The organism is Streptomyces rhizosphaerihabitans, assembly GCF_025399795.1.
GTDB classification, from domain to species: Bacteria; Actinomycetota; Actinomycetes; order Streptomycetales; family Streptomycetaceae; genus Streptomyces; species Streptomyces rhizosphaerihabitans.
The window spans coordinates 119,750-140,064 of the sequence record NZ_JAODTZ010000026.1; the positions used below are offsets into that span (position 1 = coordinate 119,750).

Below are 20,315 nucleotides of genomic sequence, written 5' to 3' on the forward strand. Positions count from 1 at the left end.
GCCTCAGACGCGGGCGGGCAGCCAGCGCAGCTGCGCGGCCTGCTGGTAGGGGCCGCCGCCCTCGTGGTCGTTGAAGTCGTACACCTCGATCTGCTTCTCCTTGTTCGCCCAGGCGTTGAAGGCCGCGAAGACCGTCGACGGCGGGCAGGTCTGGTCCTCCAGTGCCGCCGAGAACAGGGCGGGGACCCGGCCGCGCGCGGCGAAGTGCACCCCGTCGAAGTAGGAGAGAGTGCGCTGTACCTCCTCGGTGCGGCCGCGGTGGGTCTTGAGGTAATTGCCGATCTCCCGGTAGGGGGAGCGGTCCGTGAGCACGGTGGCGCGCGGGAAGTCGCACAGGAACGGTACGTCGGGGGCGATCGCCGCCAGGTCGGGCACCAGCCCGCCGACCGCGATGGCGATGCCGCCGCCCTGGCTCCCGCCGAGCGCCGCTACGCGGGCCGCGTCGACCAGCGGATGCGAGCGGGCCGCCTCCACGGCGCGCACCGCGTCGGTGAACAGCCGCCGGTAGTAGTAGTTTTCGGGATCCTCGATCCCCCGCGTCATGAACCCGGGGAAGGCGGGCGCGCTGCCCACCGGGTCCGGGGTCCCGCCGCCGCCCCAGGCGCTCGCCTGGCCGCGCGTGTCCATCACGAAGTGCGCGAAGCCGGCCGAGGCCCACAGCAGATGCGTGTGCGCGAGCCCACGTCCGCCGCCGTACCCGATGAACTCGACGACCGTGGGCAGCGGCGAGTTCGCCCGGGCCGGCACGGTCAGCCAGCCCTTGACCGGATGGCCCCCGAACCCGGCGAACGTGACGTCGTGGACCGTGACGGTCTTCAGCGGGATGTCGACCGGCTCGAAGCGGGCGGCGAGATCGTGCTCACGGGCTTCCTGGAGAGTCTTGGTCCAGAAGGAGTCGAAGTCCTCGGGCTCTGTGGACGCGCTGCGGTAGGTGCGGAGTTCGTCGAGAGGGAGGTCGAACAGGGCCATCGAGGACCACCTTTCGGCATACGGGTGCGGATGATCACACGGTACGTCCGCCCTCGGGGGCCCGCCACGGCCGCGCCGAGAACGAAGACTTTCCCGGCGCCGTTCATCAGCTCGCTCCTCACCGGGAAGTCGCCCGTCCTCTGGTTCGACGGGTGGGTGCCCCAGATCCAGGGCGCCCGTCAGGCCGTGCGCCGGGTCCACTCCGGTTCCGTTTGCGCCCAGTCGCGCTCCCAGTGAGCCAGCCGACGACGTTCCAGGGCCCGGCGTACGCAGAGGTGCGCGACGAACACGACGAAGACGGCGCCCGTGGCGGTGAAGACGCCCATGGCCAGCGTGAGTTGCCGGATCACCGCAGCGCACCGCTCCGGCGCCCGGACGTTCCTCGGTACCGGCGCCTGCGACCCCGGGGTCGAACAGCCCCCCCCGTAAGCGTCCGGTTCGCCGAACCCGTCATGTCGCACCCGTCATGCGCGCGGCAGCAGCGGTCATTGCCGGCCCCCGTCGAACTCCGGCGCCGTACGACTGATCCCCGCCCGCCGTGGAACCCGCGAACCCGCGAACCACCGCGTCGGCGAACAGGAGCCCGATGGCGAAACACCGACCGTCCCCGCCCGCGACACCCGGGCGCACCCCGACTGCCCCGCCATCGGCCGGATACACCCGTCGGCCGAAATCCCCGGCGGCGCCGCGGGCAAAGCATCACGGCATCCGTAGTCGTCCAAGTTCCGAGAGGCATCGCTCATGAACTCCGGCACCACCATCACCGCAGGAATCGACGGTTCGCGCGCCAGTCTGGACGCCGCCGACTGGGCGGCCCGCGAGGCCGGACGGCGCCGTCTCCCGCTGCGTCTGCTGCACGCGGGCACACGGCCGCGCGTATCCGCACGCGTTCCGGACGTCGATGTGCCCGCCGGGCGCACCAGGACGACGCTCGACCGGGCGGCGATCCAACTGTCTTACGCACACCCGGCGTTGGACATCGTCGCGCGCGACACCGAGACGCCCGCGGTGCCCGCACTGCTCGCGGCGGCCGCCGAGTCCGAGACCCTCGTCGTAGGCTCCCGCGGTCGCACCGGCCACCCCGCTCCGGCCGGCTTCCTGACCGGTTCCGTCGCCTTGACCGTCGCGGCCGGCGCGACATGTCCGGTCGTCCTGGTCCGTGCGGGCGAACTCCCCGAGGACGAAAGGGAATTCACTCAAGGGCGCACACCGATGAGCGCCGCGTCCTATCGTCCCGTGGTCCTCGGCCTCGACCTGGAGCACCCCGCCGACGACCTGATCGGCTACGCCTTCGACACCGCCGCCGTCCGTTCGGCACCGCTCCTCGTGGTGCACGCCTGGACCCTGTCTCCACTCCACGATCCCGCACCCGCCGTTCCGTCGGCCATCGTGCCGTCGCCCGGCGGCGCCAACGACCAGGAGACCGGCCGACGGCGCGCCCTGACCGGCACGTTGCGGCCCTGGCGCCACAAATTCCCGGACGTCCCGGTCGCGGAACAGGTCGTCCACGGCCGTCCCGGAGACCAATTGCTCCGGGCGTCCACCGGCGCCGGTCTGCTGATCGTCGGCCGCCGCGCGGGCGAGCGCCTGGGCCGCGCCGCGCGGACCGTCATCCGGCAGGTGACGTGTCCGGTCGTCGTGGTGCCGCACGGCTGACGCCGCTCCCGCAGCTTTGCGGCTCTCCCTGCGCTCCCGGGGTTCCCTGCGTTTCCCGTGCTTCTGCGCTCCCGGGGCACACGTCGGCCGATCCGCCCGCAGCGTCCCGACCGGCCGTCGGCGGCACGGGAACCCGGTGGGACGCGTGGGGACCCGGCGGGACCCGCGGGAAGCCGGCGGAACCCGACCCAGCAGGGCGGAGCACGGCCCTTAGCCGAATCTCTCGATCCGAATCCGGTCCACCGGCTGCCCGGCCTCCACCAGCAACCGCGAGGCATGCTCGGCGAATCCGTTGGATCCGCAGATGTAGGCCTCCCACCCACCGGGCGGCTGCTCGGCCAGGAAGGGCGCCACATGTGCGGCGGCCATACGTCCGACGGGCGCACCGTTCTGGGCGCGGCGAGTGAAAACGGCTGTGGTCTCGTCGCCGTACTCGCGTGCGTAGATGAGTTCTTCGGGGCTTCGCGCGGAGACGAGAAGGCGCAGCGGAACGTCCATCGTCCGTGCGCGGTGGTGCCGCAGCATCGACATCAGCGGTACGACACCGGAGCCGGCGCCGACGAGCAGCGCGGGCCGGTCCCCGGGCCAGGCAAAGAAGCCGCTGAGCGGACCGCGGACCTCGACGGAGTCGCCGGGCCGGGCCACGGTGTGGAACCAGCCGGAGACCTCACCGCCGTCGACATGGTCCAAGGTCAGTTCGATGTGACCGGTGTCGTCGGGCGACGACGCAATGGAGTAGTGGCGCTGGGCCGCATAACCGTCCCCGGCGGTGAGCCGCAGCAGCAGATGCTGGCCGGGCAGATGTCCCTCCCAGGCCGGCACGGCGAATCGGAAGGTCGCCGCGTGAGGGGTCTCGCCGCGGATCTCGGTGAGCGTGGCGGTCTGCCAGGTGGTGGCCGTCCGGGTGTTCACGGCGATGCGGCCGGGCACGGCGAACCGTGTCGGCGGTACGAAGGTCTCGGTCGTGGTCTCAGTCACCGGAGTAGCGCTGCTCTTCCCAGGGGTTGCCGCGGGCGTGGTAGCCGTTCTGTTCCCAGAAGCCCTGCTCGTCGTGGTCGAGGATCCGGATGCCCGCGATCCACTTGGCGCTCTTCCAGAAGTACAGATGGGGCACGACCAGCCGCGCCGGGCCGCCGTGTTCGGCCGGCAGTGGTGCGCCGTCGTAGTCCCACACGATCCAGGCGCGACCGCCGGTGAGGTCGGCCAGCGGGAGGTTCGCGGTGTACCCGGTGTGCGCGTACGCGACCGCGTGGGTGGCGGACGGATCCGGTCGTACGGCCTCCAGGAAGGCGTCCAGCGACACACCCCCGAACCGCACCCCGAACTTCGACCAGCCTGTCACGCAGTGGATGTCGCCCTCGTACGCCGAGGCGGGCAGCGCGTGCGCCTGCTCCCAGTTCCAGGTGCGCGGCTCGGCCACCAGGCCGTCGATCCGCAGGGTCCAGTCGGCGGGCGCCAGGTCCGGGGTGACCTCGGCGGACAGGACGGGCCAGTCGTCGCCCGCGTCGTACTGGCCGGGCGGCAGTCCGCGGTTGTGGGCGCGCGGGCGCCCGGTGAAGCCTCGCGTGACGTTCATACGGGTGGTGCCTCCAGGACCGCCGGGGGCGGCGGCCCGCGGATCGAGCGTGATCGGCGCGAGCGTGCGGGTCTGTGCCCCGGACGCGCACCGGTGCTTAGCCATTCAACGGTACGCGCAAGTGGACCGTGCTCCGAGCCGGTGAGGGGCGCTGATCATTGCGGACGTATGAACTCTCCCGGCGCCCGGGAATAGCCGTGCCCCGATCTTCCTTGCTGCTGCAGTGAAGTCCGATGGTCCGTACATGTACAACCGGTGAGCGGGGCCGCGACAACCGGTGACACAGCGAAGGGGAGTGAGGGAGCAGATGGCCGAGGCGTACGTCTTCACAGGGGCGGGGAGCCCGGAGGAAGCGGAGAATCCTCCCGGCCGTCACCCGCTCGACAACCCGGCCCTCGGCTCCCTCACCGGGCCCCACGCCCACTTCGCCGAACGGCGTGGACGCGTCCTGCGCTACCCCGTGGACGTGTCTCCGTGGCTGGCGCTGCCCGACGACCCCGACGCCGGTGACTGGGCGGATCTCGCGGCCCTGGTGGGGCCCGGGGGCGAGGCGCCGCTGGCGGGATTCGGCGGGCGGACCCCGGACGGCTGGGAGGTGACCTTCAGTCTCGACGGTGTCCAGCTCGTCGACGACGGACTCGCCGCGGCGCCGGACACCGAGGCGGTGGTACTCGGCCCCGAAGACGTGCCGGACATGCTCGACCTGGTGGAACGCACCCGGCCCGGACCCTTCCTGTCACGCACCGTCGAGCTCGGCACGTATCTCGGGATCCGCCGGAACGGCGCCCTGATCGCCATGGCGGGCGAGCGGCTCCGTCCACCGGGCTGGACCGAGATCAGTGCGGTCTGCACCGACCCGGCCCACCGGGGCGAGGGCCTGGCCACGCGCCTGATCCTGGCCGTCGCGCACGGCATCCGTGAACGCGGCGAGACCCCGTTCCTGCACACCGCCGCGGGCAACACCGGCGCCATCCGCCTCTACGAGTCGCTGGGCTTCCGGCTGCGCCGCACGACCCGTTTCATGGCCGCGCGGGTGCCCGAGCATCTGGGCGGCGGCCGGACCGTGAGCGTGGGATGACACCCGTGCGTCACGACGACGGAACGGCATCACGACACCGTGGGACGGCATCACGCCACCTCGGGACGGCACTGCGCCGCTGAGCCGCCGGGACGCCGGATCAGTCACTCGGCGGCCCCGCTTCCGGCTTCTCCGTGGCGGTGGCGGTGGCCGTGGCGTTGTAGCGCTGCAGATACGAGGCGAAGCGGGTGAGGTCCTGCTCCGACCAGCCCGTGAGCCGCTCGCGGAAGGCCACCTGGCGGCTACGGGTCACCTGGGCCAGGATCTCCGTGCCCGCCCTTGTCGGATGCAGCACCTGGACGCGGTGGTCCTCGGGATCCATCCGCCGTTCGATCAGCCCGGCCCGCTCCAGCGCCGCCACCTGACGGCTCACCGTGGACTTGTCCAGCGCGTAGTGCTCGGCGAGGTCCGTGGCCCGGCAGCCGCCGACCTCCTCCAGATGGCCGAGGAGGGTGTACGAGACCAGGGACAGCTCGGGATGCATACGCCCCGCCGAGGCGCGGGCCCGCCGGGCGAACACGGTCATCTCCCGCTGGATGATCTCCACGGCCGCGTCGGCCGTCACCCCGTCGGTCGCTGTCCCGGTGGTGGCCGCGCACTCTCCGGGCCCTTCGGGTGCGGCGGATGTCATCACGGGACCTCTCTTCCTTCCTGGTTGCATAGTACAACTCGGCGGGAAGAGGGAACGAAGAGGGGAGAGGGGCGCACGGGTCGACCAAATGAGGATCCGGTGGTCACCAGTCCCCGCCCGTCGGCTGATCGTTCCTGTAAAGTGGCCGTCCCGGCCGTGGACCGTCTCGGCCGATGAGTTGCCGAGGAGGTGAGACCCATTACCGCTGTGTCAGGTCGGGTGCTCTCCTCTCCAGGCAACGCGGTCACCGTCTCCAGGTGACCGCGGGAGCGCCCTTCGGCTCGTCGAAAGGCCCTCGGCTTCATGCCTCCTCTCTCTCCTGATGTTCCTGACGCGACAGCCTCCTTGGTCGCCGCGCTCCGCTCCGCCGGTTGTGTCTTCGCCGAGGACGAGGCGGAGTTGATCCTCTCCGCCGCCCGCACCCCGGACGAGGCCGCCGCGATGGTGGACCGGCGCGTCGCGGGGCTGCCCCTCGAACACGTCCTCGGCTGGGCGGAGTTCCACGGTCTGCGCATCACCCTCGACCCCGGCGTCTTCGTGCCGCGCCGCCGCACCGAGTTCCTCGTCGAACAGGCCGTCGCGCTCGCGCGGGGCGCGTCCGTCGTGGTGGACCTGTGCTGCGGTTCGGGTGCGGTGGGCGCCGCGCTGGCCGCGTCCCTCGGCGGGCCCGAACTGCACGCCGCCGACATCGACCCGGCGGCGGTGCGCTGCGCCCGCCGCAATGTCGCGCCGTTCGCCGGCCAGGTCCACGAGGGGGACCTGTTCGCCGCGCTGCCCGCCACCCTCCGCGGTCGCGTCGACGTCCTGGCCGCCAACGTGCCGTACGTCCCGACCGACGAGGTCGGCCTGCTGCCGTCGGAGGCCCGGGACCACGAACCCCTGGTCGCCCTCGACGGCGGCGCGGACGGACTCGACCTCGTACGCCGGGTGGCCGCCGAGGCGCCGCCGTGGCTGGCCGGCGGAGGCTGCCTCCTCGTCGAGACGAGCGAGCGCCAGGCACCCGCGGCCGTCGAGGCATTCGCCCGCGGCGGACTGATCGCCCGACTGGCCGTTTCGGAGGAGAGGTACGCCAACGTGGTGATCGGCGTGAAGCCCTGACCGGGCGGGCCGACGCGGGCGACATGCCGCGTTCGGACCCTGATCGGCCGATTGTGCCGCCCCGCGCGCCACACTCTGGCTGACCGCAGTTGCCAGAGGGAGGCCGAACGTGAGCAGTGCCCCCGAGAAGTTCGACGCGTGGGACATCAAGGAGTCGGGGCCCGCCGACGCGAGCGCCAGGGTGTTGCTGCTGCCCGGCGGGATGTGCAACACCGCGTTCTACGACGACCTGATGGCCGCACCGCCGCTCGCCACCGCGCCGGTGCGGCTGGTCGCCGCGACCCTTCCGGGGCACGCGGGCACCACGCCTCCGCGTGATCTCTCCATGGAGAACTACGCGGCGCTGGCGGGCGCCTTGGCCGCCGAGCGCGGCTGCGGCGTCGTGGTCGGGCACAGCATCGGTGCCAATGTCGCCCTGGAGATGGCGGCGGGCGGGCACTTCGCCGGCCCTGTCGTCCTGCTGTCCCCGGCGTTCTCGGCATCCGACGAGGACAAGGCGCTGGCGATCGCCAACAGCCTCGGGCGGGTGCCGGGCGTCGGGATGCTGGCCTGGGCGGGCCTGCTCAAGCTGACGCCCCGGGTCATGGTGAGCAATCTGCCACCGGCCCGCCGCGAAGCGCTGACCGCCGAGTTCGAGAAGAACGATCCTGCGTTCTGCCGCCAGGTGATCCGGCACTACTTCGACTATCTGGACCGGTACCGGGACCTGGTCTCCCGGCTCCGTGACTCGGGTGTGCCCGCCTGGGTCGTGCGCGGCGACCACGACGACGTCGGTCTGTCGGAGGAGGAGCGGGCCGGACTCGAGGCCGGCCCCGACGTGACGATGGTCTCGGTCCCCGACGCGGGCCATCTGGTGATGGTCGACCAGCCCGTGGTGGTGGCCGAACTCGTGGCCCGGGTGGCTCTCGGCTGAACCTTCCTCCAGCCCCGCCACCGCGCTTTTGCTCGGCTCGCGCCGGGCCTCCTCGGCTAGGGCCGAGCGATCCGCAGGCTCCGCGCCGGGCCTTCCTCCGGCCCGGGCCGAGCGATCGTGAGGCTCCGAGCCGAGTGATCCTCCTCATTATGCAACTAGTTGCATAATGCGTGGCCCGTCGTCTACAACAGACGTACGACACCGCGCACGGAGGGCCCGATGAGCCGTTACCCGCATCTGCTGAACCCGCTCGACCTGGGCTTCACAACCCTGCCCAACCGCGTGCTCATGGGCTCCATGCACGTGGGCCTGGAGGAGGCCGAGCGCGGCTTCGAGCGCATGGCGGAGTTCTACGCCGCCCGCGCGCGAGGCGGCGTCGGCCTGATCGTCACCGGCGGCATCGCGCCCAACGACGCCGGACGGCCGTACGAGGGCGGCGCCAAGCTGACCACCGAGGCCGAGGCCGAGCAGCATGCCGGGATCACCGCCGCGGTGCACCGCGAGGGCGGGAAGATCGCGATGCAGATCCTGCACTTCGGGCGCTACGCCTACCACCAGGACCTGGTCGCCCCCAGCGCGCTGCAGGCCCCGATCAGCCCCTTCCCGCCGCACGCACTCAGCGACGCCGAGATCGAGCAGACCATCGACGACTACGCCCGCGCCGCCCGGCTCGCCAGGCAGGCGGGCTACGACGGCGTCGAGATCATGGGCTCCGAGGGCTACCTCATCAACGAGTTCATCGCCCTGCAGACCAACCGGCGCGAGGACCGCTGGGGCGGCTCGTACGAGAACCGGATGCGCTTCCCCGTCGAGATCGTCCGCCGCGTACGCGAGGCCGTCGGTGACGACTTCATCATCATCTACCGCCTGTCGATGCTCGACCTGGTGCCCGGCGGCTCCTCGCTCGACGAGGTCATCACGTTGGCGCGGGCCGTCGAGGCCGCCGGAGCGACGATCATCAACACCGGCATAGGCTGGCACGAGGCCCGTATCCCCACGATCGCGACCTCGGTGCCGCGTGGCGCGTACGCCTGGGTGACCAAGAAGGTCATGGGCTCCGTCTCGATCCCGCTGGTGACCACCAACCGCATCAACACCCCGGAGATCGCCGAGCAGTTGCTCGCCGACGGCCACGCCGACATGGTCTCGCTCGCCCGGCCGATGCTCGCCGACCCCGACTTCGTCGCCAAGGCCGAAGCCGGACGTCCGGAGGCCATCAACACCTGCATCGGGTGCAACCAGGCCTGCCTCGACCACACGTTCAGCGGCAAGATCACCTCCTGTCTGGTCAACCCGCGCGCCTGCCACGAGACGGAGCTGGTCCTCGCGCCGACCCGGCTGCGCAAGACCGTCGCCGTCGTGGGTGCCGGGCCCGCCGGACTCGCCTGCGCCGTCAGCGCGGCCGAACGCGGCCACGACGTCACCCTCTTCGACGCCGCGGGCGACATCGGCGGCCAGCTCAACGTGGCCCGCAAGGTCCCCGGCAAGCAGGAGTTCGACGAGACCATCCGCTACTTCCGCACGCAGCTCGAACTGCACGGCGTGGACGTCCGGTTGAACATCCGGGCCACCGTGGACACGCTGGAGGCCTTCGACGAGGTCGTCGTCGCCACCGGCGTCAGCCCGCGCACCCCGGAGATCCCGGGCGTCGACCACCCGAGCGTCGTCGGCTACCTCGACGTGCTGCGCGACGGAGCCACGGTCGGCGACCGCGTCGCCATCCTCGGCGCCGGTGGTATCGGCTTCGACGTCGCCGAGTTCCTCACCGACAGCGGCGACAAGGCGAGCGAGGACCCGGAGACGTACTTCCGTAACTGGGGCGTCGACATGGACTACCGGATGCCCGGCGGTCTCGGCGCCCCCGAACGACCCGCCCCGCCGCGCACCGTGCACCTCCTCCAGCGCAAGGCGTCCAAGGTCGGAGCCGGACTCGGCAAGACCACCGGCTGGATCCACCGCACCGAGCTCAAGCACCGCGGCGTCACCATGGTTCCGGGCGTCCAGTACGACCGGATCGACGACGCCGGACTGCACGTCACCGTCGACGGGCACAGCCAGGTCCTCGAGGTCGACACGATCGTGCTGTGCACCGGCCAGGAGCCCCGCCGCGACCTGTACGACGCGCTGCGCGCCACCGGCCGCGGCGTCCACCTCATCGGCGGCGCCGACGTGGCCGCGGAGCTGGACGCGAAGCGCGCCATCAAGCAGGGCACCGAACTGGCGGCGGCGCTCTAGGCCACCGCAAGAAACGAACCGCGGGAGGGCTGTCGCGGTGTCCGGCCGGCAGCGGCCGGGCACCGGGCAGCGCCCGCGGCCCTCCCTAGGATGACCCCATGTCACTCCCGCACGCGATCCTCACCGCCCTGCTCGAGAAGCGCTCGTCGGGCCTCGAACTGACCCGGCGGTTCGACAAGTCGATCGGCTACTTCTGGTCGGCGACGCATCAGCAGATCTATCGCGAGCTGGGGAAACTGGAGGCTGAGGGGTACATCCGGGCACTGCCCCCGGAGCAGCACGCCCGGGGTCAGAAGAAGAGTTACGAAGTCCTGCCCGCGGGCCGCGCCGAACTCGCCCGCTGGACGGCCACCTCGCAGGACCCGAAGCCGCTGCGTGACACCATGCTGTTGCGCCTGCGTGCCGCGGCCGTCGTCGGCACCGAAGGCCTCGATGCCGATCTGCGCCGCCATCTCGCCCTGCACCGGCGCCAGTTGGCCGAGTACGAGGAGATCCAGGACCGGGACTTCCCGCCGGAGAAGAGCACCCCCGAAGACCGTCTGCGCCATCTCGTCCTGCGGGCCGGTATCGACCTGGAGACGTTCTGGACCCAGTGGCTGACCCACGCCCTGGCGGAGTTCGAAAGCATGCCGGGGCGCGACCAGGGTTCTGTCCGCCGCTCATCCGAATGATCGGTTCACGCTCCGCTCCGGTCGCACCGCGACGGACTGTTTCCGGCGGGTCGGCTCCCTTGCGGCGTTCTCGCGCACGTTGGTTCAGGCTACGAGCAGGCGGAGGCCGAGCTCGGCCGCGTCGAGGGCGACGAGGTCGCGGTTGCGCTCGGCCCATCGGCCTGAGGAAAGGTCGTCGCGGAGTCCGTTCACTGCCCGGCGCTCGGCCTCCGGCCCGACTCTGGTCCATACCGATACCGCGCGGCGCACATGTTCGTCCAGGTACGCCTCGGGCCGGCGCCAGTAGGCCTCGAAGAAGCCGTCGGCGCAGTCCCACGGGATGAGCACCGGCTCCGCGCGGCCCCCGATCGCGCGGGTCAGGTCGGCCAGTGAAGGCCAGCCGACGAGAAGGCCGGCGAATTCGGGCAGGTAGTCGCGGGTTAGCCAGAACCGCTGAAGCCGGCCGGTATCACTGGCGTCGTACGTGAACACCACCACTCGGCGGGCCACGCGCCGCATCTCGCGCAGGCCCGCGATCGGGTCCCGCCAGTGATGGACGGTGCTGAAGGCCATCGCGGCGTCGAAGGACTGGTCCTCGAACGGGAGGCTCTCCGCGGCGGCGGCCACGCACGGAGCGGCGCCCGCGGGACGCTGCGCCCGCATGACCGCCGACGGTTCCACCGCGGTGACGTCGCGGTCGGGGGGCTCGTAGGAGCCGGTGCCGGCCCCGACGTTCAGTACCGTCCGTGCGTCCCCGAGCGCATCCCAGATCCTCGCGGCGATCCGCGGCTCGGTGCGCCGGGTCGCCGGGTATGCGGACCCGATGACGTCGTACAACTGCGCGCCGAACACTTTCAATTGATCCTCCGGTGTCGTCCTGATCCCCATGGCCCGTGCCTCCAGTTCCCGGTCGATGGCCGTCACCGTGGCAGCGGCGCGGTCGCGCTGCTCCAGCAGCAGGCCGCGCAGCCGGCGCAGGTGCGCGACCGCGTCGGTGGCCGGGTCGTCGACCAGATCCGCGATCTCGCGCAATCCGAAGCCCAGCCGCCGGTAGGCGAGCACCTCCCGCAGCCGCTCCACGTCGCCCGCCGAGTAGGCCCGGTACCCGGCCGAGGTTCGCGCGGACGGCCGCACGAGGCAGATCTCGTCATAGTGATGCAGCGTGCGGACACTCACGCCGGCCAGCTCGGCCACACGTCCCACGGTCAGGTGCTCCTTCACGCCACCGACTGTGCGGCATGACGCCACGTGAGGGTCAAGCGCCTCGCTCCTGCGAGCGTGCGTGACCGCCCATGACCAGGCGCCGCCTCGCCCGCAGAGGATGCCGGCTCGGCCAACCTGCCGGTCCGTGCGCCGGCCCGGGGCGATCCAGCAGCGACAGTGGCCTGGAGTGCCCGTCGGCGCTCGGCGCGCTCCTGGTCGGCGCTGACGGAGAGACCCGACGAAGCACGACTGGGCGGCCGTCCGCGACCGGAGTCGACGGAACGGCCGCCTGTTGCGAAGGACTTCGGCTCAGAGCCGGTGGGGCTTGGACCGGCGGCGCAGGAACCACGCCGCCGCCACCGTGCCGGTCACGACCAGGGCCGCGCCGCCCACGACCGTGGCCGTGCCGTAGTCCTTCACGGCCCCGCCGAGCCCGCCCATGACACCGCGCGACGGCGAGGGTGAGACCGTCGTCGAGATCGTGGGGGTCGCGGGGGCCGTGCTGGGAGCCACGATGATCGACTGGGTGCCCGCCGTCGTGCCGTCCTGGCAGACGACGATGACCGTGAAGGTGCCGGGGCCCACGCCTGTCCAGGCCGCCGACTGGTTGTTGCTCGTCCCGGTGAGCGACATCTGCCGACCCTGGGCGAAGTTCGACTGCCCGCTGGAGAGCAGCGAGGCATCGCCGAAACTGCTTCCGTTGCTCGGGCAGGCACTGGTGGTGACCGAGACCGAGGTGCCACTGGTGCTCACGGAGATCCCGGAACCCCATGCGACGGCCGCCGGGGCGGCCAGGGTGAGCGGAAGCGCAGCGGTGGCGGCCACGGTCAGGCCGGAGCGGAGAAGTGTCTGAGTGGTACGCATAGGAACTGCCCTCCAGCGGCACGGTTGGCGGTACATCCCATGCGCCGCCGAGGATTGGAAGGCCCGTGCTGCCTCAGTGCGAGCCAATGCGCCCCGGGCCGGGCCCGCATGCGGACGGGGACCGGGCAGGTGATGAATTCCATCGTCCGGCGGACTGCCGACGCGGCGGACAACCGACGTGGCCGACATGGCTGACTACCGACGTGGCCGACGCGGCTGACTACCGACGTGGCCGACGCGGTCGGCGGTTCGCTGCCTCGGAGGATTCACCGTCACCGGGTGCGGGGCCCGCGCGGCCGGGTCGTGGCGATCACCGGCGCTGCTGGGGCCGGCCCGGCCGGATCCAGCAGCGCCGGACCGGTCACAGCCGGACCGGCCCCTACGCCCGTCACAGTAGGACCGGTCTCTCCGGACCCATCGCAGTCGGACCAGCCCTGCCGGACGCTTCACTGACGCCCCGTCGTCACGGAACGCTCCGCGGAGAAGCCGCCCCAGGTGCCGTCGGGCAGCTTCGCCCGGATCCGTACCCGGTGTGTCACGTCCGCCTCCCGGCCGACGTAGAAGCTGTAGGTGCAGGTGCCGCGGGGCGGGCTGCCGCCCCAGACGAGCGAGGTCACGGGACGCCCGTCGAGATGGATCCGGTACTCCGTGATCACTCCGTCGACCTCGGGCGCGGTCCAGGCGAGGTCGATGTAGTACGCCCCGTCGCTCCGATGGGTCGTCGCCCGGAAGCCGGTCGGCGCCGTGCCCCGGCCGTCGTCCGAGCCCGGGGCGGTGGTGATCCTGACCGTGTTGCTCGGCGGCGAGACATTGTCCGCGGCGTCACGGGCCCGCACTGTGAAGGCGTAGGCCGTGCCCGGCCGCAACCCGGTGACCACGGTGGCCGTCTGCGCTCCGCCGACGCTGTGGATCTTCGAGGTGCCCTGGTAGATGTCGTACGAGGCCACGCCCCGCGCGTCGGACGACCTCGCCCAGGACAGCTGGACCGCCCGGCCGCCGACCGCCCTGCCGCGCGGGCTGCCGGGGCGGGTGGGCGCAGTGCCGTCGGCCGCGACCGCCGCCGGGGTGGTGGACCGCACCGGTTTGCTGGGCGGCCCCGGGACTCCGGCGGCGTTCCGGGCCCGGACCGTGAAGACGTACGAGGTGGACGGTTCGAGCCTGGTGATGTCCACCATGTGCTCAGAACCGGGCACTTCCTTCACCTTGGTGGTGCCGCGATATACCTCGTAGCGGGTGATCCTCGGGTTCTCGGAGACCAGGTTCCACATGACGTGCACGCTGGTCGCGCTGCCCGCGGCGGCGGTCACGCCCATCGGCGCGGCGGGCAGCCGTTCGTCCTGGCCGGTTGTCCGGGCGGCCCATCCGCAGGACGCGAGCGCGAGCAGCGCGCCGCACACCAGCGCGCGCAGGACGGTGGGGGGAACGCGGCGCAAGGGTCTGCCCTCCCTCGACGGGATTGGTCTGTACCTATAAGACACGGGTGACGCGGCCACATCAAGAGGGTGGACGCTGTTGACCGGACTGTTGAGGAGGTACGTATGCTGATCCTGACGCGGTGTGAACTCGCCCTGTTTTCAGGGGAGTTCCTACCCCCGGCGCGGAACGCTGTCGTCGCTGATCCCGCGCCGACGCGTGCGGTCGAGTGGCCGGAGCCGACTGTGGCTCGGGCCCTCGGCCGCACGGCGCCCGGGGAAGTGGCCGTGCACCGTCCGGCCCCCTCCCGGTGGACGCGCTGTCGGACGCCCACCAGATTTGGGCAAATGAGCGTCCATGTTCCCCAGGAGAGGGTCTCCCGTCGTGCGTGTCCAGTCGCTGAGGCTGGCCGCGGCCGCGGCAGCCGCCCTGCTCGCCGCGGCCCCGGCGCTGCTGTCCACCACCCCCACCACGGGCCGCCCCGGAAGCCCGGTCGCGCCCGGGCGGGAGGGATCCGTCCGGGCCGCCGACCTGCTGGCGAAGCTCGGTGGCTGCGCCGCCGTCTCGAACGGGCGATACCGCAGCGACGACGGCACCCGTGCCGGGATCCCGGTCTGCGGCACCCCGGGTGCCGTCTTCTGGGAGGCGGACATGGACATCGACTGCGACGGCAGACCGGGCCCCCTGTGCAACAGCCGTACCGACCCGCTGTTCTCCGAGTCCACGGCATTCCAGCAGTCCGACGGCCGCTGTCTGAGCGCCGAGACGCTGCCCTATATCGTCGTCCCGGCCCCCAGTGACATCTGGAACTACCGGGACCACGGCATCGAGCCCGGCTCGGTGGCGGCCGTGATCTACCAGGACCGCGTCCAGTACGCCGTCGTCGGTGACACCGGCCCGCAGGACATCATCGGCGAGGCCTCGTACGCGACGGCCGCGGCGCTCGGTATCCGCCCCGATCCGCGCGGCGGTGGTACCCCGTCCGGGGTCACCTACATCGTCTTCAAGAACTCCCGGGTGTCACCCATCGAGGACCACGCCGCCGCGGTGGCGGCCGGGGAGCGGCTGGCCCGGAGGCTCCTGGACGGGGGATAGTCGCCGAAGCCCGGCGCCGGGCCGCAGCGTCGGCAGGTACCGGGTGGCCCCCCCCGGTCGGCCGCCGGCCCCCGACCGGATGTCAGACCGCCGCCCAGCCGTTGTCGACGGGCAGGATCACGCCGTTTATGTTGCTCGCCGCGTCCGAGGCGAGGAACACGATCGCTGCGGCCTGCTCCTCGGCCTCGGCGGGCCGGCCGACGTTGCCCATGTACGCCCCGAGGACGGCGGGGCCGTGGGCGCCGGCCTCGAGGTCCACGGTGATGCCGGTCCTGGTGCCGCCCGGGGCGATGGCGTTGGTGCGGATGCCCTTGTCCCGGTACATCACGGCGAGGGACTTGGTGAGTCCCGCGATGCCGTGCTTCGAGGCGGTGTACGCGGCGCCGGCGGCGCTGCCGCGCAGGCCCGCCTCCGAGGCGGTGTTCACGACGGCGCCCTTGCCGGCGGCGAGCATGTGCGGCAGCACCGCCCGGGTGAGCAGGAACGGAGCGGTGAGGTTGACCCGGATGACCCGCTCCCACTCCGCGTCGCTGACCTCGGCCACCGCCGACATGCGGTCCATGATCCCGGCGTTGTTCACCAGCACGTCCACTCCGCCGAACCGCTCCACCGCGGTCGCCGCCACCCGGTCGACGACCGCCTGCTCGCTCAGGTCGCCCGTGACGGCCACGGCGCAGCCGCCTGCCGCCTCGATCTCCTTGACGACCTCCGCGGCGCCATCGGCGTTGAGATCGGCCACGACCACCCGCGCGCCCTCGGCCGCGAAGGCGAGGGCGGTGGCACGGCCGATGCCGGAGCCCGCGCCGGTGACGATGACGCTGCGGCCGTCCAGTCCAGTGGTGCTCATGGCGTTCTCCCAGAGGTGCGTACGGGTGCAGCCGAGGTGCTGCACCCGCACAGTACGACTTAATGTCACTGAATGACAGAAAGCCTCAGGAGGTGGTGACGGAGATCGCTAGAATCACCGCAGTCCCGGGCAGCATCCGCAGACGGAACGAAGGAGTCACCAGTGCCGGACGGCGCGATCGGCGAACACCCCGGCCGGGGCCGTACCGGGCGGCCTCCGCTGACCGACGAGCGCAGGGCCGAGATCCGGCTCGATATCGCCCGCGCCGCGGTGGAACTCTTCGTGGACCAGGGCGTGGCCGCCACCACCGGGGATCAGATCGCCCGGGCCGTCGGCGTGTCCGGGCGGACCCTGTGGCGCTACTTCCCGAGCAAGGAGAGCTGCGTCAGCCCGCTGTTCGCGGCCGGCATCGACGCGATCGCCACGGCGCTGCGCGCCTGGCCGGCGGACGGTCTCCTGGAGGACGCCCTGGAACGGGCGTCCCTGAGCGTCGAGGACCCGCTGGCGAAACCGCAGCCGCCGAGGGTCCGCACACTGCTGAGGCTCACCCGCACCGAGCCGGGACTGCGCGCCGTCTGGCTCCAGGCCCATGACGAGGCCGAGCCGGCCTTCGCCCGCGCCCTGGCCGACCGCGCCGGGCTGGTCGCGGTCGATCTGCGCTCGGAGATCCAGGCCGCCATGCTCAACGCGGCGCTGCGCGCGGCGGTCGAGCACTACGCGTGGCGCACCGATGAAGAGGAGCCCGATCCCGCGACGGCCCGGTCGGAGCTGGCGGCGACCATCCGCTCAGCTCTCATCGTCGCGGCGAAAGGGATCTCCTGATCCCGGTCCTCACCCTTCCCGGTCTTCGCGCTTCCCGGCCCTCGTCTTTCCCGGCCCTCGGGCCTTCCGGTCCTCACTCTCCCCGCTCGTCAGCCCCTTCGGTGCTCATATCTTCCGATAGGTGTACGCGTCCGCCGCTGCCGCCTCCACCGCCGCGAGGTCGGCGCCCGCCGAGGCCGTGACGACGGCGGCCACCGCCCCCTCGACGAAGGGAGCGTCCACCAGCCGCGTGTTGTCCGGCAGTTCGTCGCCCTCGGCCAGCAGTGCCTTGACGGTGAGTACGGCACTGCCCAGGTCGGTGAGTACGGCGACACCGGCCCCGCGGTCCACGGAGGCCGCGGCGGCGGCTATCAGCTCGGCGCTGGTGCCGAGGCCCCCGTCCAGGGTGCCGCCCGCCGGGGCCACGGGAGCGACCGTGCCGCCACCGGCCAGACCCGTCGCCAGTTCGGCGACGGACGTGGCGACGGCGGCGCTGTGGGAGACCAGCACTACGCCGACGAGCTGTCCCTCGGTGTCACTCACCGGCCGCCTCCACGAGTGCCGCGATCAGCAGCGCCGAGGACGTGGCGCCCGGGTCCTGGTGCCCGATGCTGCGCTCGCCCAGGTAGCTCGCCCGGCCCTTGCGGGCCTGCAGGGGCGTCGTCGCGACGGCGCCCTCCTCGGCGGCGGACTTCGCCGCGGCGAACGACTCGGCCAGCGCGTCGACCGCGGGCACCAGGGCGTCGATCATGGTTTTGTCGCCGGGAGCGGCTCCGCCCAGCGCCATGACCGCGTCGACGCCCGTGCGCAGCGCGTCCGTGAACTGTTCATCGGTGACCTCGGCGGCGTCCCCGAGTGCCTTGCCGGTCCGGCGCAGCAGGGTGCCGTACAGCGGCCCGGACGCGCCGCCGACCGTCGAGATCAGCTGCCTCCCGGCAAGCGTGAGGACGGCGCCGGGGGTGTCCGGAGCCTCCTTCTCCAGCGTGACGGTCACGGCGGCGAATCCGCGCTGCAGATTGCTGCCGTGGTCGGCGTCACCGATGGGCGAGTCCAGGTCGGTGAGACGCTCCGCCTCGCGGTCCACGGACGCGGCGGTCGCCGTCATCCAACGGCGGAAGAAATCGGCGTCGAGCACGGAATCTCCTTGCGTGGTACGAAAGTTGACCTGATGCCGGCCGACGGTCGCAGGGCGGCGCCGCCCCCGGTCAGCCGACCCCCGCGTCAGCCGACCCCCGCGTCGGCCGACCCCCGCGTCAGCCGACCCCCGCGTCGGCCGACCTTCCGTCGGCCGGGCTCGCCTGCGCCGGTCCACAGGCCGGGATCACGTACCCCGGCCCGTTCACCGGTTCACGTACCCGGCCTGTCGACCGGGTTCACACGCCCCAGCGCAGCCCCGGCGTCTTCACCGGCGCGTCCCACAGGCGCAGCAGTTCCTCGTCCACCTGGCAGACGGTCACCGATGCCCCGGCCATGTCGAGAGAGGTGACGTAGTTGCCGACCAGGGTGCGCGCGACGGGGATGCCCCGCTCGGTCAGCACCCGCTGCACCTCCGCGTTGAAGCCGTACAGCTCCAGCAGGGGGGTGGCGCCCATGCCGTTGACGAGGACCAGCACCGGATTGCGCGGTGCGAGGTCCTCCAGGACGGCGTGTACGGAGAAGTCGGCGATCTCGCGCGAGGTCATCATCGCGCGCCGCTCCCGGCCCGGCTCGCCGTGGATGCCGACGCCGAGCTCCAGCTCCCCGGGCGGCAGATCGAACGTCGGGCTGCCCTTGGCCGGCGTCGTACAGGCACTGAGCGCCACGCCGAAGCTGCGGGAGTTCTCGTTGACCTGCCGGGCCAGTGCCTCGACCGCCTCCAGGGGCGCGCCCTCCTCGGCGGCGGCGCCCGCGATCTTCTCCACGAACAGCGTCGCGCCCGTTCCGCGCCGCCCGGCCGTGTACAGACTGTCGGTGACGGCCACGTCGTCGTTGACGAGGACCTTGGCGATCCGGATGCCCTCGTCCTCGGCCAGCTCCGCCGCCATGTCGAAGTTGAGGACGTCGCCGGTGTAGTTCTTCACGATGAACAGGACGCCCGCGCCGCTGTTCACGGCGGCCGCCGCCCGCAGCATCTGGTCCGGCACCGGTGAGGTGAAGACCTCGCCCGGGCAGGCCGCCGACAGCATCCCGGGGCCCACGAATCCGCCGTGCAGCGGCTCGTGCCCGGACCCGCCGCCGGAGACGAGGCCCACCCTTCCCGCGACCGGGGCGTCCCTGCGGACGATCACGCGGTTCTCGACGTCCACCGTCAGCTCCGGATGCGCTGCCGCCATGCCCCGCAGCGCGTCCGCCACCACCGTTTCCGCCACGTTGATGAGCATCTTCATGGGTACCTCCCGGTGAGATTAACGGACGAGTTCCTGACCTGTGTTTTACCTGGTCAAGCCTGGTGCGGCTAGTTTTTGATCTTGGTGCTTCGTGGAGCTCATTGCCGGGCCGTGGCGGTACTGATGCCGACTTTCGTGATGGCTTGTCAGATTTGCGGGGCGATTGGACGCGGGGTCGGCGGGAGTGCTGTCATCCCCAGTATTGACCTTGCGGTAGCGAAGGTCACGCGCGTGGACGCTCGGGTAGGTGCGCGCGTACTTGAGCCGCTCTCTGCCGTCTACGTCTGGAGCGGGGCGCAATGAGGGGTGGCACGTGCTCGTGGCCGACCTGGCAGTGGCGGGGGAGGGGGCTTCAGCGTGAAGTTCAGGAAGAGGACGCTCGAATCCCTTGGCGACCTGGTTTGCGGAAATCTCGGCTCTGACGCTCCCGGCGGCTTTTCGGAGTCGAAGTGCTTTCTTTACCGCCCCAGCGTATACATCACCGATTTTTTCACTGAGCTCGTCGACAATGCTTTCTTGTGACCGGCGGCGAGATCGTCAAGGCTACACGCAATTGGCCGGGCAATTCTTTGGGCGCCTCTGGGCGTAGCCGGATCATGTTCATGGATCGGGACGAAATTCTGAATCAGTACGTCGCCGCCAACCTTCTCCTGCCCCCGACTCACTATCCGGCGCTCCGGATATCGATCCTCTCGGCACCGCCGACGAAGCTTTGTTTTGAACCTTCTGCTGATTTTCGGCCGGCTACCGGTGGAGGGTGGCAAGTGGAGCTGTATCGAGCTGCCCGTGCGCACGTCGGCGTGTTCTTCGTCTGCTGGCCGGTGCAGGCGTCCCGCGTCGCTGACCTGCGTAAAACGTGGCCACGTGTGGGCTCGTTGGAGCCGTCGGACCGGGAACGGTCCGGATCTTGTCCTCGGCGG

General features: G+C 71.5%; 21 protein-coding genes. 9 read left to right on the forward strand and 12 right to left on the reverse strand.

The genetic code is table 11. The features are described from left to right. Positions 1-3 precede the first annotated feature (3 nt). Positions 4-969 carry an acetylxylan esterase gene (locus tag N4G66_RS25140; RefSeq protein ID WP_261706451.1) on the reverse strand — a complete coding sequence of 322 codons (966 nt, stop codon included), beginning with the start codon at positions 967-969 and terminating at the stop codon, positions 4-6. 179 nt (positions 970-1,148) lie between these two features. Continuing rightward, on the reverse strand, positions 1,149-1,319 hold the full coding sequence (locus tag N4G66_RS25145; protein WP_261706452.1) for a hypothetical protein: 171 nt from the start codon (positions 1,317-1,319) through the stop codon (positions 1,149-1,151). 391 nt (positions 1,320-1,710) lie between these two features. Here N4G66_RS25145 and N4G66_RS25150 point away from each other — a divergent pair, with 391 nt between their 5' ends. After that, positions 1,711-2,625: a universal stress protein gene (locus tag N4G66_RS25150; RefSeq protein WP_261706453.1), complete on the forward strand. Its 915-nt coding sequence runs from the start codon at positions 1,711-1,713 to the stop codon at positions 2,623-2,625. Positions 2,626-2,835: 210 nt separating this feature from the next. On the opposite strand, the gene N4G66_RS25155 is transcribed toward N4G66_RS25150, so the two are convergent. Further along, a complete protein-coding gene (locus N4G66_RS25155) occupies positions 2,836-3,603 on the reverse strand; it encodes a ferredoxin reductase (protein ID WP_261706454.1) in 768 nt (255 codons plus the stop codon). Then, positions 3,596-4,201, reverse strand: coding sequence for a sulfite oxidase-like oxidoreductase (locus N4G66_RS25160; protein ID WP_261706455.1), 606 nt, complete (start codon positions 4,199-4,201; stop codon positions 3,596-3,598). Before N4G66_RS25160 ends, N4G66_RS25155 begins: the two co-directional genes overlap by 8 nt. 307 nt (positions 4,202-4,508) lie before the next feature. Between N4G66_RS25160 and N4G66_RS25165 the strand changes: the two genes are divergently transcribed. Beyond that, positions 4,509-5,279 carry a GNAT family N-acetyltransferase gene (locus tag N4G66_RS25165; protein ID WP_261706456.1) on the forward strand — a complete coding sequence of 257 codons (771 nt, stop codon included), beginning with the start codon at positions 4,509-4,511 and terminating at the stop codon, positions 5,277-5,279. 100 nt (positions 5,280-5,379) lie between these two features. Here N4G66_RS25165 and N4G66_RS25170 read toward each other — a convergent pair whose 3' ends face one another. Further along, a complete protein-coding gene (locus tag N4G66_RS25170) occupies positions 5,380-5,805 on the reverse strand; it encodes a MarR family winged helix-turn-helix transcriptional regulator (protein WP_261706472.1) in 426 nt (141 codons plus the stop codon). Between the two features lie 408 nt (positions 5,806-6,213). Here N4G66_RS25170 and N4G66_RS25175 point away from each other — a divergent pair, with 408 nt between their 5' ends. The 4 genes from N4G66_RS25175 (at position 6,214) to N4G66_RS25190 (ending at position 10,827) form a co-directional block, all read left to right on the forward strand. After that, a complete protein-coding gene (locus N4G66_RS25175) occupies positions 6,214-7,008 on the forward strand; it encodes a putative protein N(5)-glutamine methyltransferase (RefSeq protein ID WP_261706457.1) in 795 nt (264 codons plus the stop codon). 109 nt (positions 7,009-7,117) lie between these two features. Further along, positions 7,118-7,921, forward strand: a complete 804-nt coding sequence (locus N4G66_RS25180) for an alpha/beta fold hydrolase (protein WP_261706458.1) — start codon at positions 7,118-7,120, stop codon at positions 7,919-7,921. Between the two features lie 219 nt (positions 7,922-8,140). Further along, positions 8,141-10,156, forward strand: a complete 2,016-nt coding sequence (locus N4G66_RS25185; RefSeq protein ID WP_261706459.1) for an NADPH-dependent 2,4-dienoyl-CoA reductase — start codon at positions 8,141-8,143, stop codon at positions 10,154-10,156. A 98-nt stretch (positions 10,157-10,254) separates the two neighbouring features. Beyond that, the gene (locus N4G66_RS25190) at positions 10,255-10,827 is read left to right on the forward strand and encodes a PadR family transcriptional regulator (RefSeq protein ID WP_261706460.1); all 573 of its coding nucleotides are present in this window, start codon (positions 10,255-10,257) and stop codon (positions 10,825-10,827) included. 84 nt (positions 10,828-10,911) lie between these two features. On the opposite strand, the gene N4G66_RS25195 is transcribed toward N4G66_RS25190, so the two are convergent. The 3 genes from N4G66_RS25195 to N4G66_RS25205 form a co-directional block, all read right to left on the reverse strand. Then, positions 10,912-12,000, reverse strand: coding sequence for a MerR family transcriptional regulator (locus N4G66_RS25195; protein ID WP_261706473.1), 1,089 nt, complete (start codon positions 11,998-12,000; stop codon positions 10,912-10,914). A 318-nt stretch (positions 12,001-12,318) separates the two neighbouring features. Then, a complete protein-coding gene (locus tag N4G66_RS25200; protein WP_261706461.1) occupies positions 12,319-12,873 on the reverse strand; it encodes a hypothetical protein in 555 nt (184 codons plus the stop codon). Between the two features lie 446 nt (positions 12,874-13,319). Continuing rightward, positions 13,320-14,306 carry a fibronectin type III domain-containing protein gene (locus N4G66_RS25205; protein ID WP_261706462.1) on the reverse strand — a complete coding sequence of 329 codons (987 nt, stop codon included), beginning with the start codon at positions 14,304-14,306 and terminating at the stop codon, positions 13,320-13,322. A 364-nt stretch (positions 14,307-14,670) separates the two neighbouring features. On the opposite strand from N4G66_RS25205, the gene N4G66_RS25210 reads away from it, so the two are divergent. Further along, a complete protein-coding gene (locus tag N4G66_RS25210; protein ID WP_261706474.1) occupies positions 14,671-15,381 on the forward strand; it encodes a glycoside hydrolase family 75 protein in 711 nt (236 codons plus the stop codon). 82 nt (positions 15,382-15,463) lie between these two features. Here N4G66_RS25210 and N4G66_RS25215 read toward each other — a convergent pair whose 3' ends face one another. Next, a complete protein-coding gene (locus N4G66_RS25215) occupies positions 15,464-16,228 on the reverse strand; it encodes an SDR family NAD(P)-dependent oxidoreductase (RefSeq protein WP_261706463.1) in 765 nt (254 codons plus the stop codon). A gap of 162 nt (positions 16,229-16,390) precedes the next feature. Between N4G66_RS25215 and N4G66_RS25220 the strand changes: the two genes are divergently transcribed. Beyond that, a complete protein-coding gene (locus tag N4G66_RS25220) occupies positions 16,391-17,050 on the forward strand; it encodes a TetR/AcrR family transcriptional regulator (protein ID WP_261706464.1) in 660 nt (219 codons plus the stop codon). 105 nt (positions 17,051-17,155) lie between these two features. Here the strand turns inward: N4G66_RS25220 and N4G66_RS25225 are convergent, their stop codons facing one another. From N4G66_RS25225 to dhaK, 3 genes are all read right to left on the reverse strand, one after another. Next, the gene (locus tag N4G66_RS25225) at positions 17,156-17,572 is read right to left on the reverse strand and encodes a PTS-dependent dihydroxyacetone kinase phosphotransferase subunit DhaM (RefSeq protein ID WP_261706465.1); all 417 of its coding nucleotides are present in this window, start codon (positions 17,570-17,572) and stop codon (positions 17,156-17,158) included. Then, complete coding sequence (gene dhaL, locus N4G66_RS25230) at positions 17,565-18,164, reverse strand: dihydroxyacetone kinase subunit DhaL (RefSeq protein WP_261706466.1); 600 nt, start codon at positions 18,162-18,164, stop codon at positions 17,565-17,567. The genes N4G66_RS25225 and dhaL overlap by 8 nt, the downstream gene beginning before the upstream one ends. A gap of 238 nt (positions 18,165-18,402) precedes the next feature. Further along, a complete protein-coding gene (gene dhaK / locus N4G66_RS25235) occupies positions 18,403-19,395 on the reverse strand; it encodes a dihydroxyacetone kinase subunit DhaK (protein ID WP_261706467.1) in 993 nt (330 codons plus the stop codon). A gap of 518 nt (positions 19,396-19,913) precedes the next feature. On the opposite strand from dhaK, the gene N4G66_RS25240 reads away from it, so the two are divergent. Continuing rightward, a partial coding sequence (locus N4G66_RS25240) for a hypothetical protein (protein WP_449343318.1) occupies positions 19,914-20,315 on the forward strand: 402 nt, incomplete at its 3' end.

Coding starts and splice junctions, on each gene's coding strand:
- N4G66_RS25140 (WP_261706451.1), bottom strand. CDS start 969: ATGGCCCTGTTCGACCTCCCTCTCGACGAACTCCGCACCTACCGCAGC.
- N4G66_RS25150 (WP_261706453.1), top strand. CDS start 1,711: ATGAACTCCGGCACCACCATCACCGCAGGAATCGACGGTTCGCGCGCC.
- N4G66_RS25160 (WP_261706455.1), bottom strand. CDS start 4,201: ATGAACGTCACGCGAGGCTTCACCGGGCGCCCGCGCGCCCACAACCGC.
- N4G66_RS25165 (WP_261706456.1), top strand. CDS start 4,509: ATGGCCGAGGCGTACGTCTTCACAGGGGCGGGGAGCCCGGAGGAAGCG.
- N4G66_RS25170 (WP_261706472.1), bottom strand. CDS start 5,805: ATGACCGTGTTCGCCCGGCGGGCCCGCGCCTCGGCGGGGCGTATGCAT.
- N4G66_RS25175 (WP_261706457.1), top strand. CDS start 6,214: ATGCCTCCTCTCTCTCCTGATGTTCCTGACGCGACAGCCTCCTTGGTC.
- N4G66_RS25185 (WP_261706459.1), top strand. CDS start 8,141: ATGAGCCGTTACCCGCATCTGCTGAACCCGCTCGACCTGGGCTTCACA.
- N4G66_RS25190 (WP_261706460.1), top strand. CDS start 10,255: ATGTCACTCCCGCACGCGATCCTCACCGCCCTGCTCGAGAAGCGCTCG.
- N4G66_RS25200 (WP_261706461.1), bottom strand. CDS start 12,873: ATGCGTACCACTCAGACACTTCTCCGCTCCGGCCTGACCGTGGCCGCC.
- N4G66_RS25215 (WP_261706463.1), bottom strand. CDS start 16,228: ATGAGCACCACTGGACTGGACGGCCGCAGCGTCATCGTCACCGGCGCG.
- dhaK (WP_261706467.1), bottom strand. CDS start 19,395: ATGAAGATGCTCATCAACGTGGCGGAAACGGTGGTGGCGGACGCGCTG.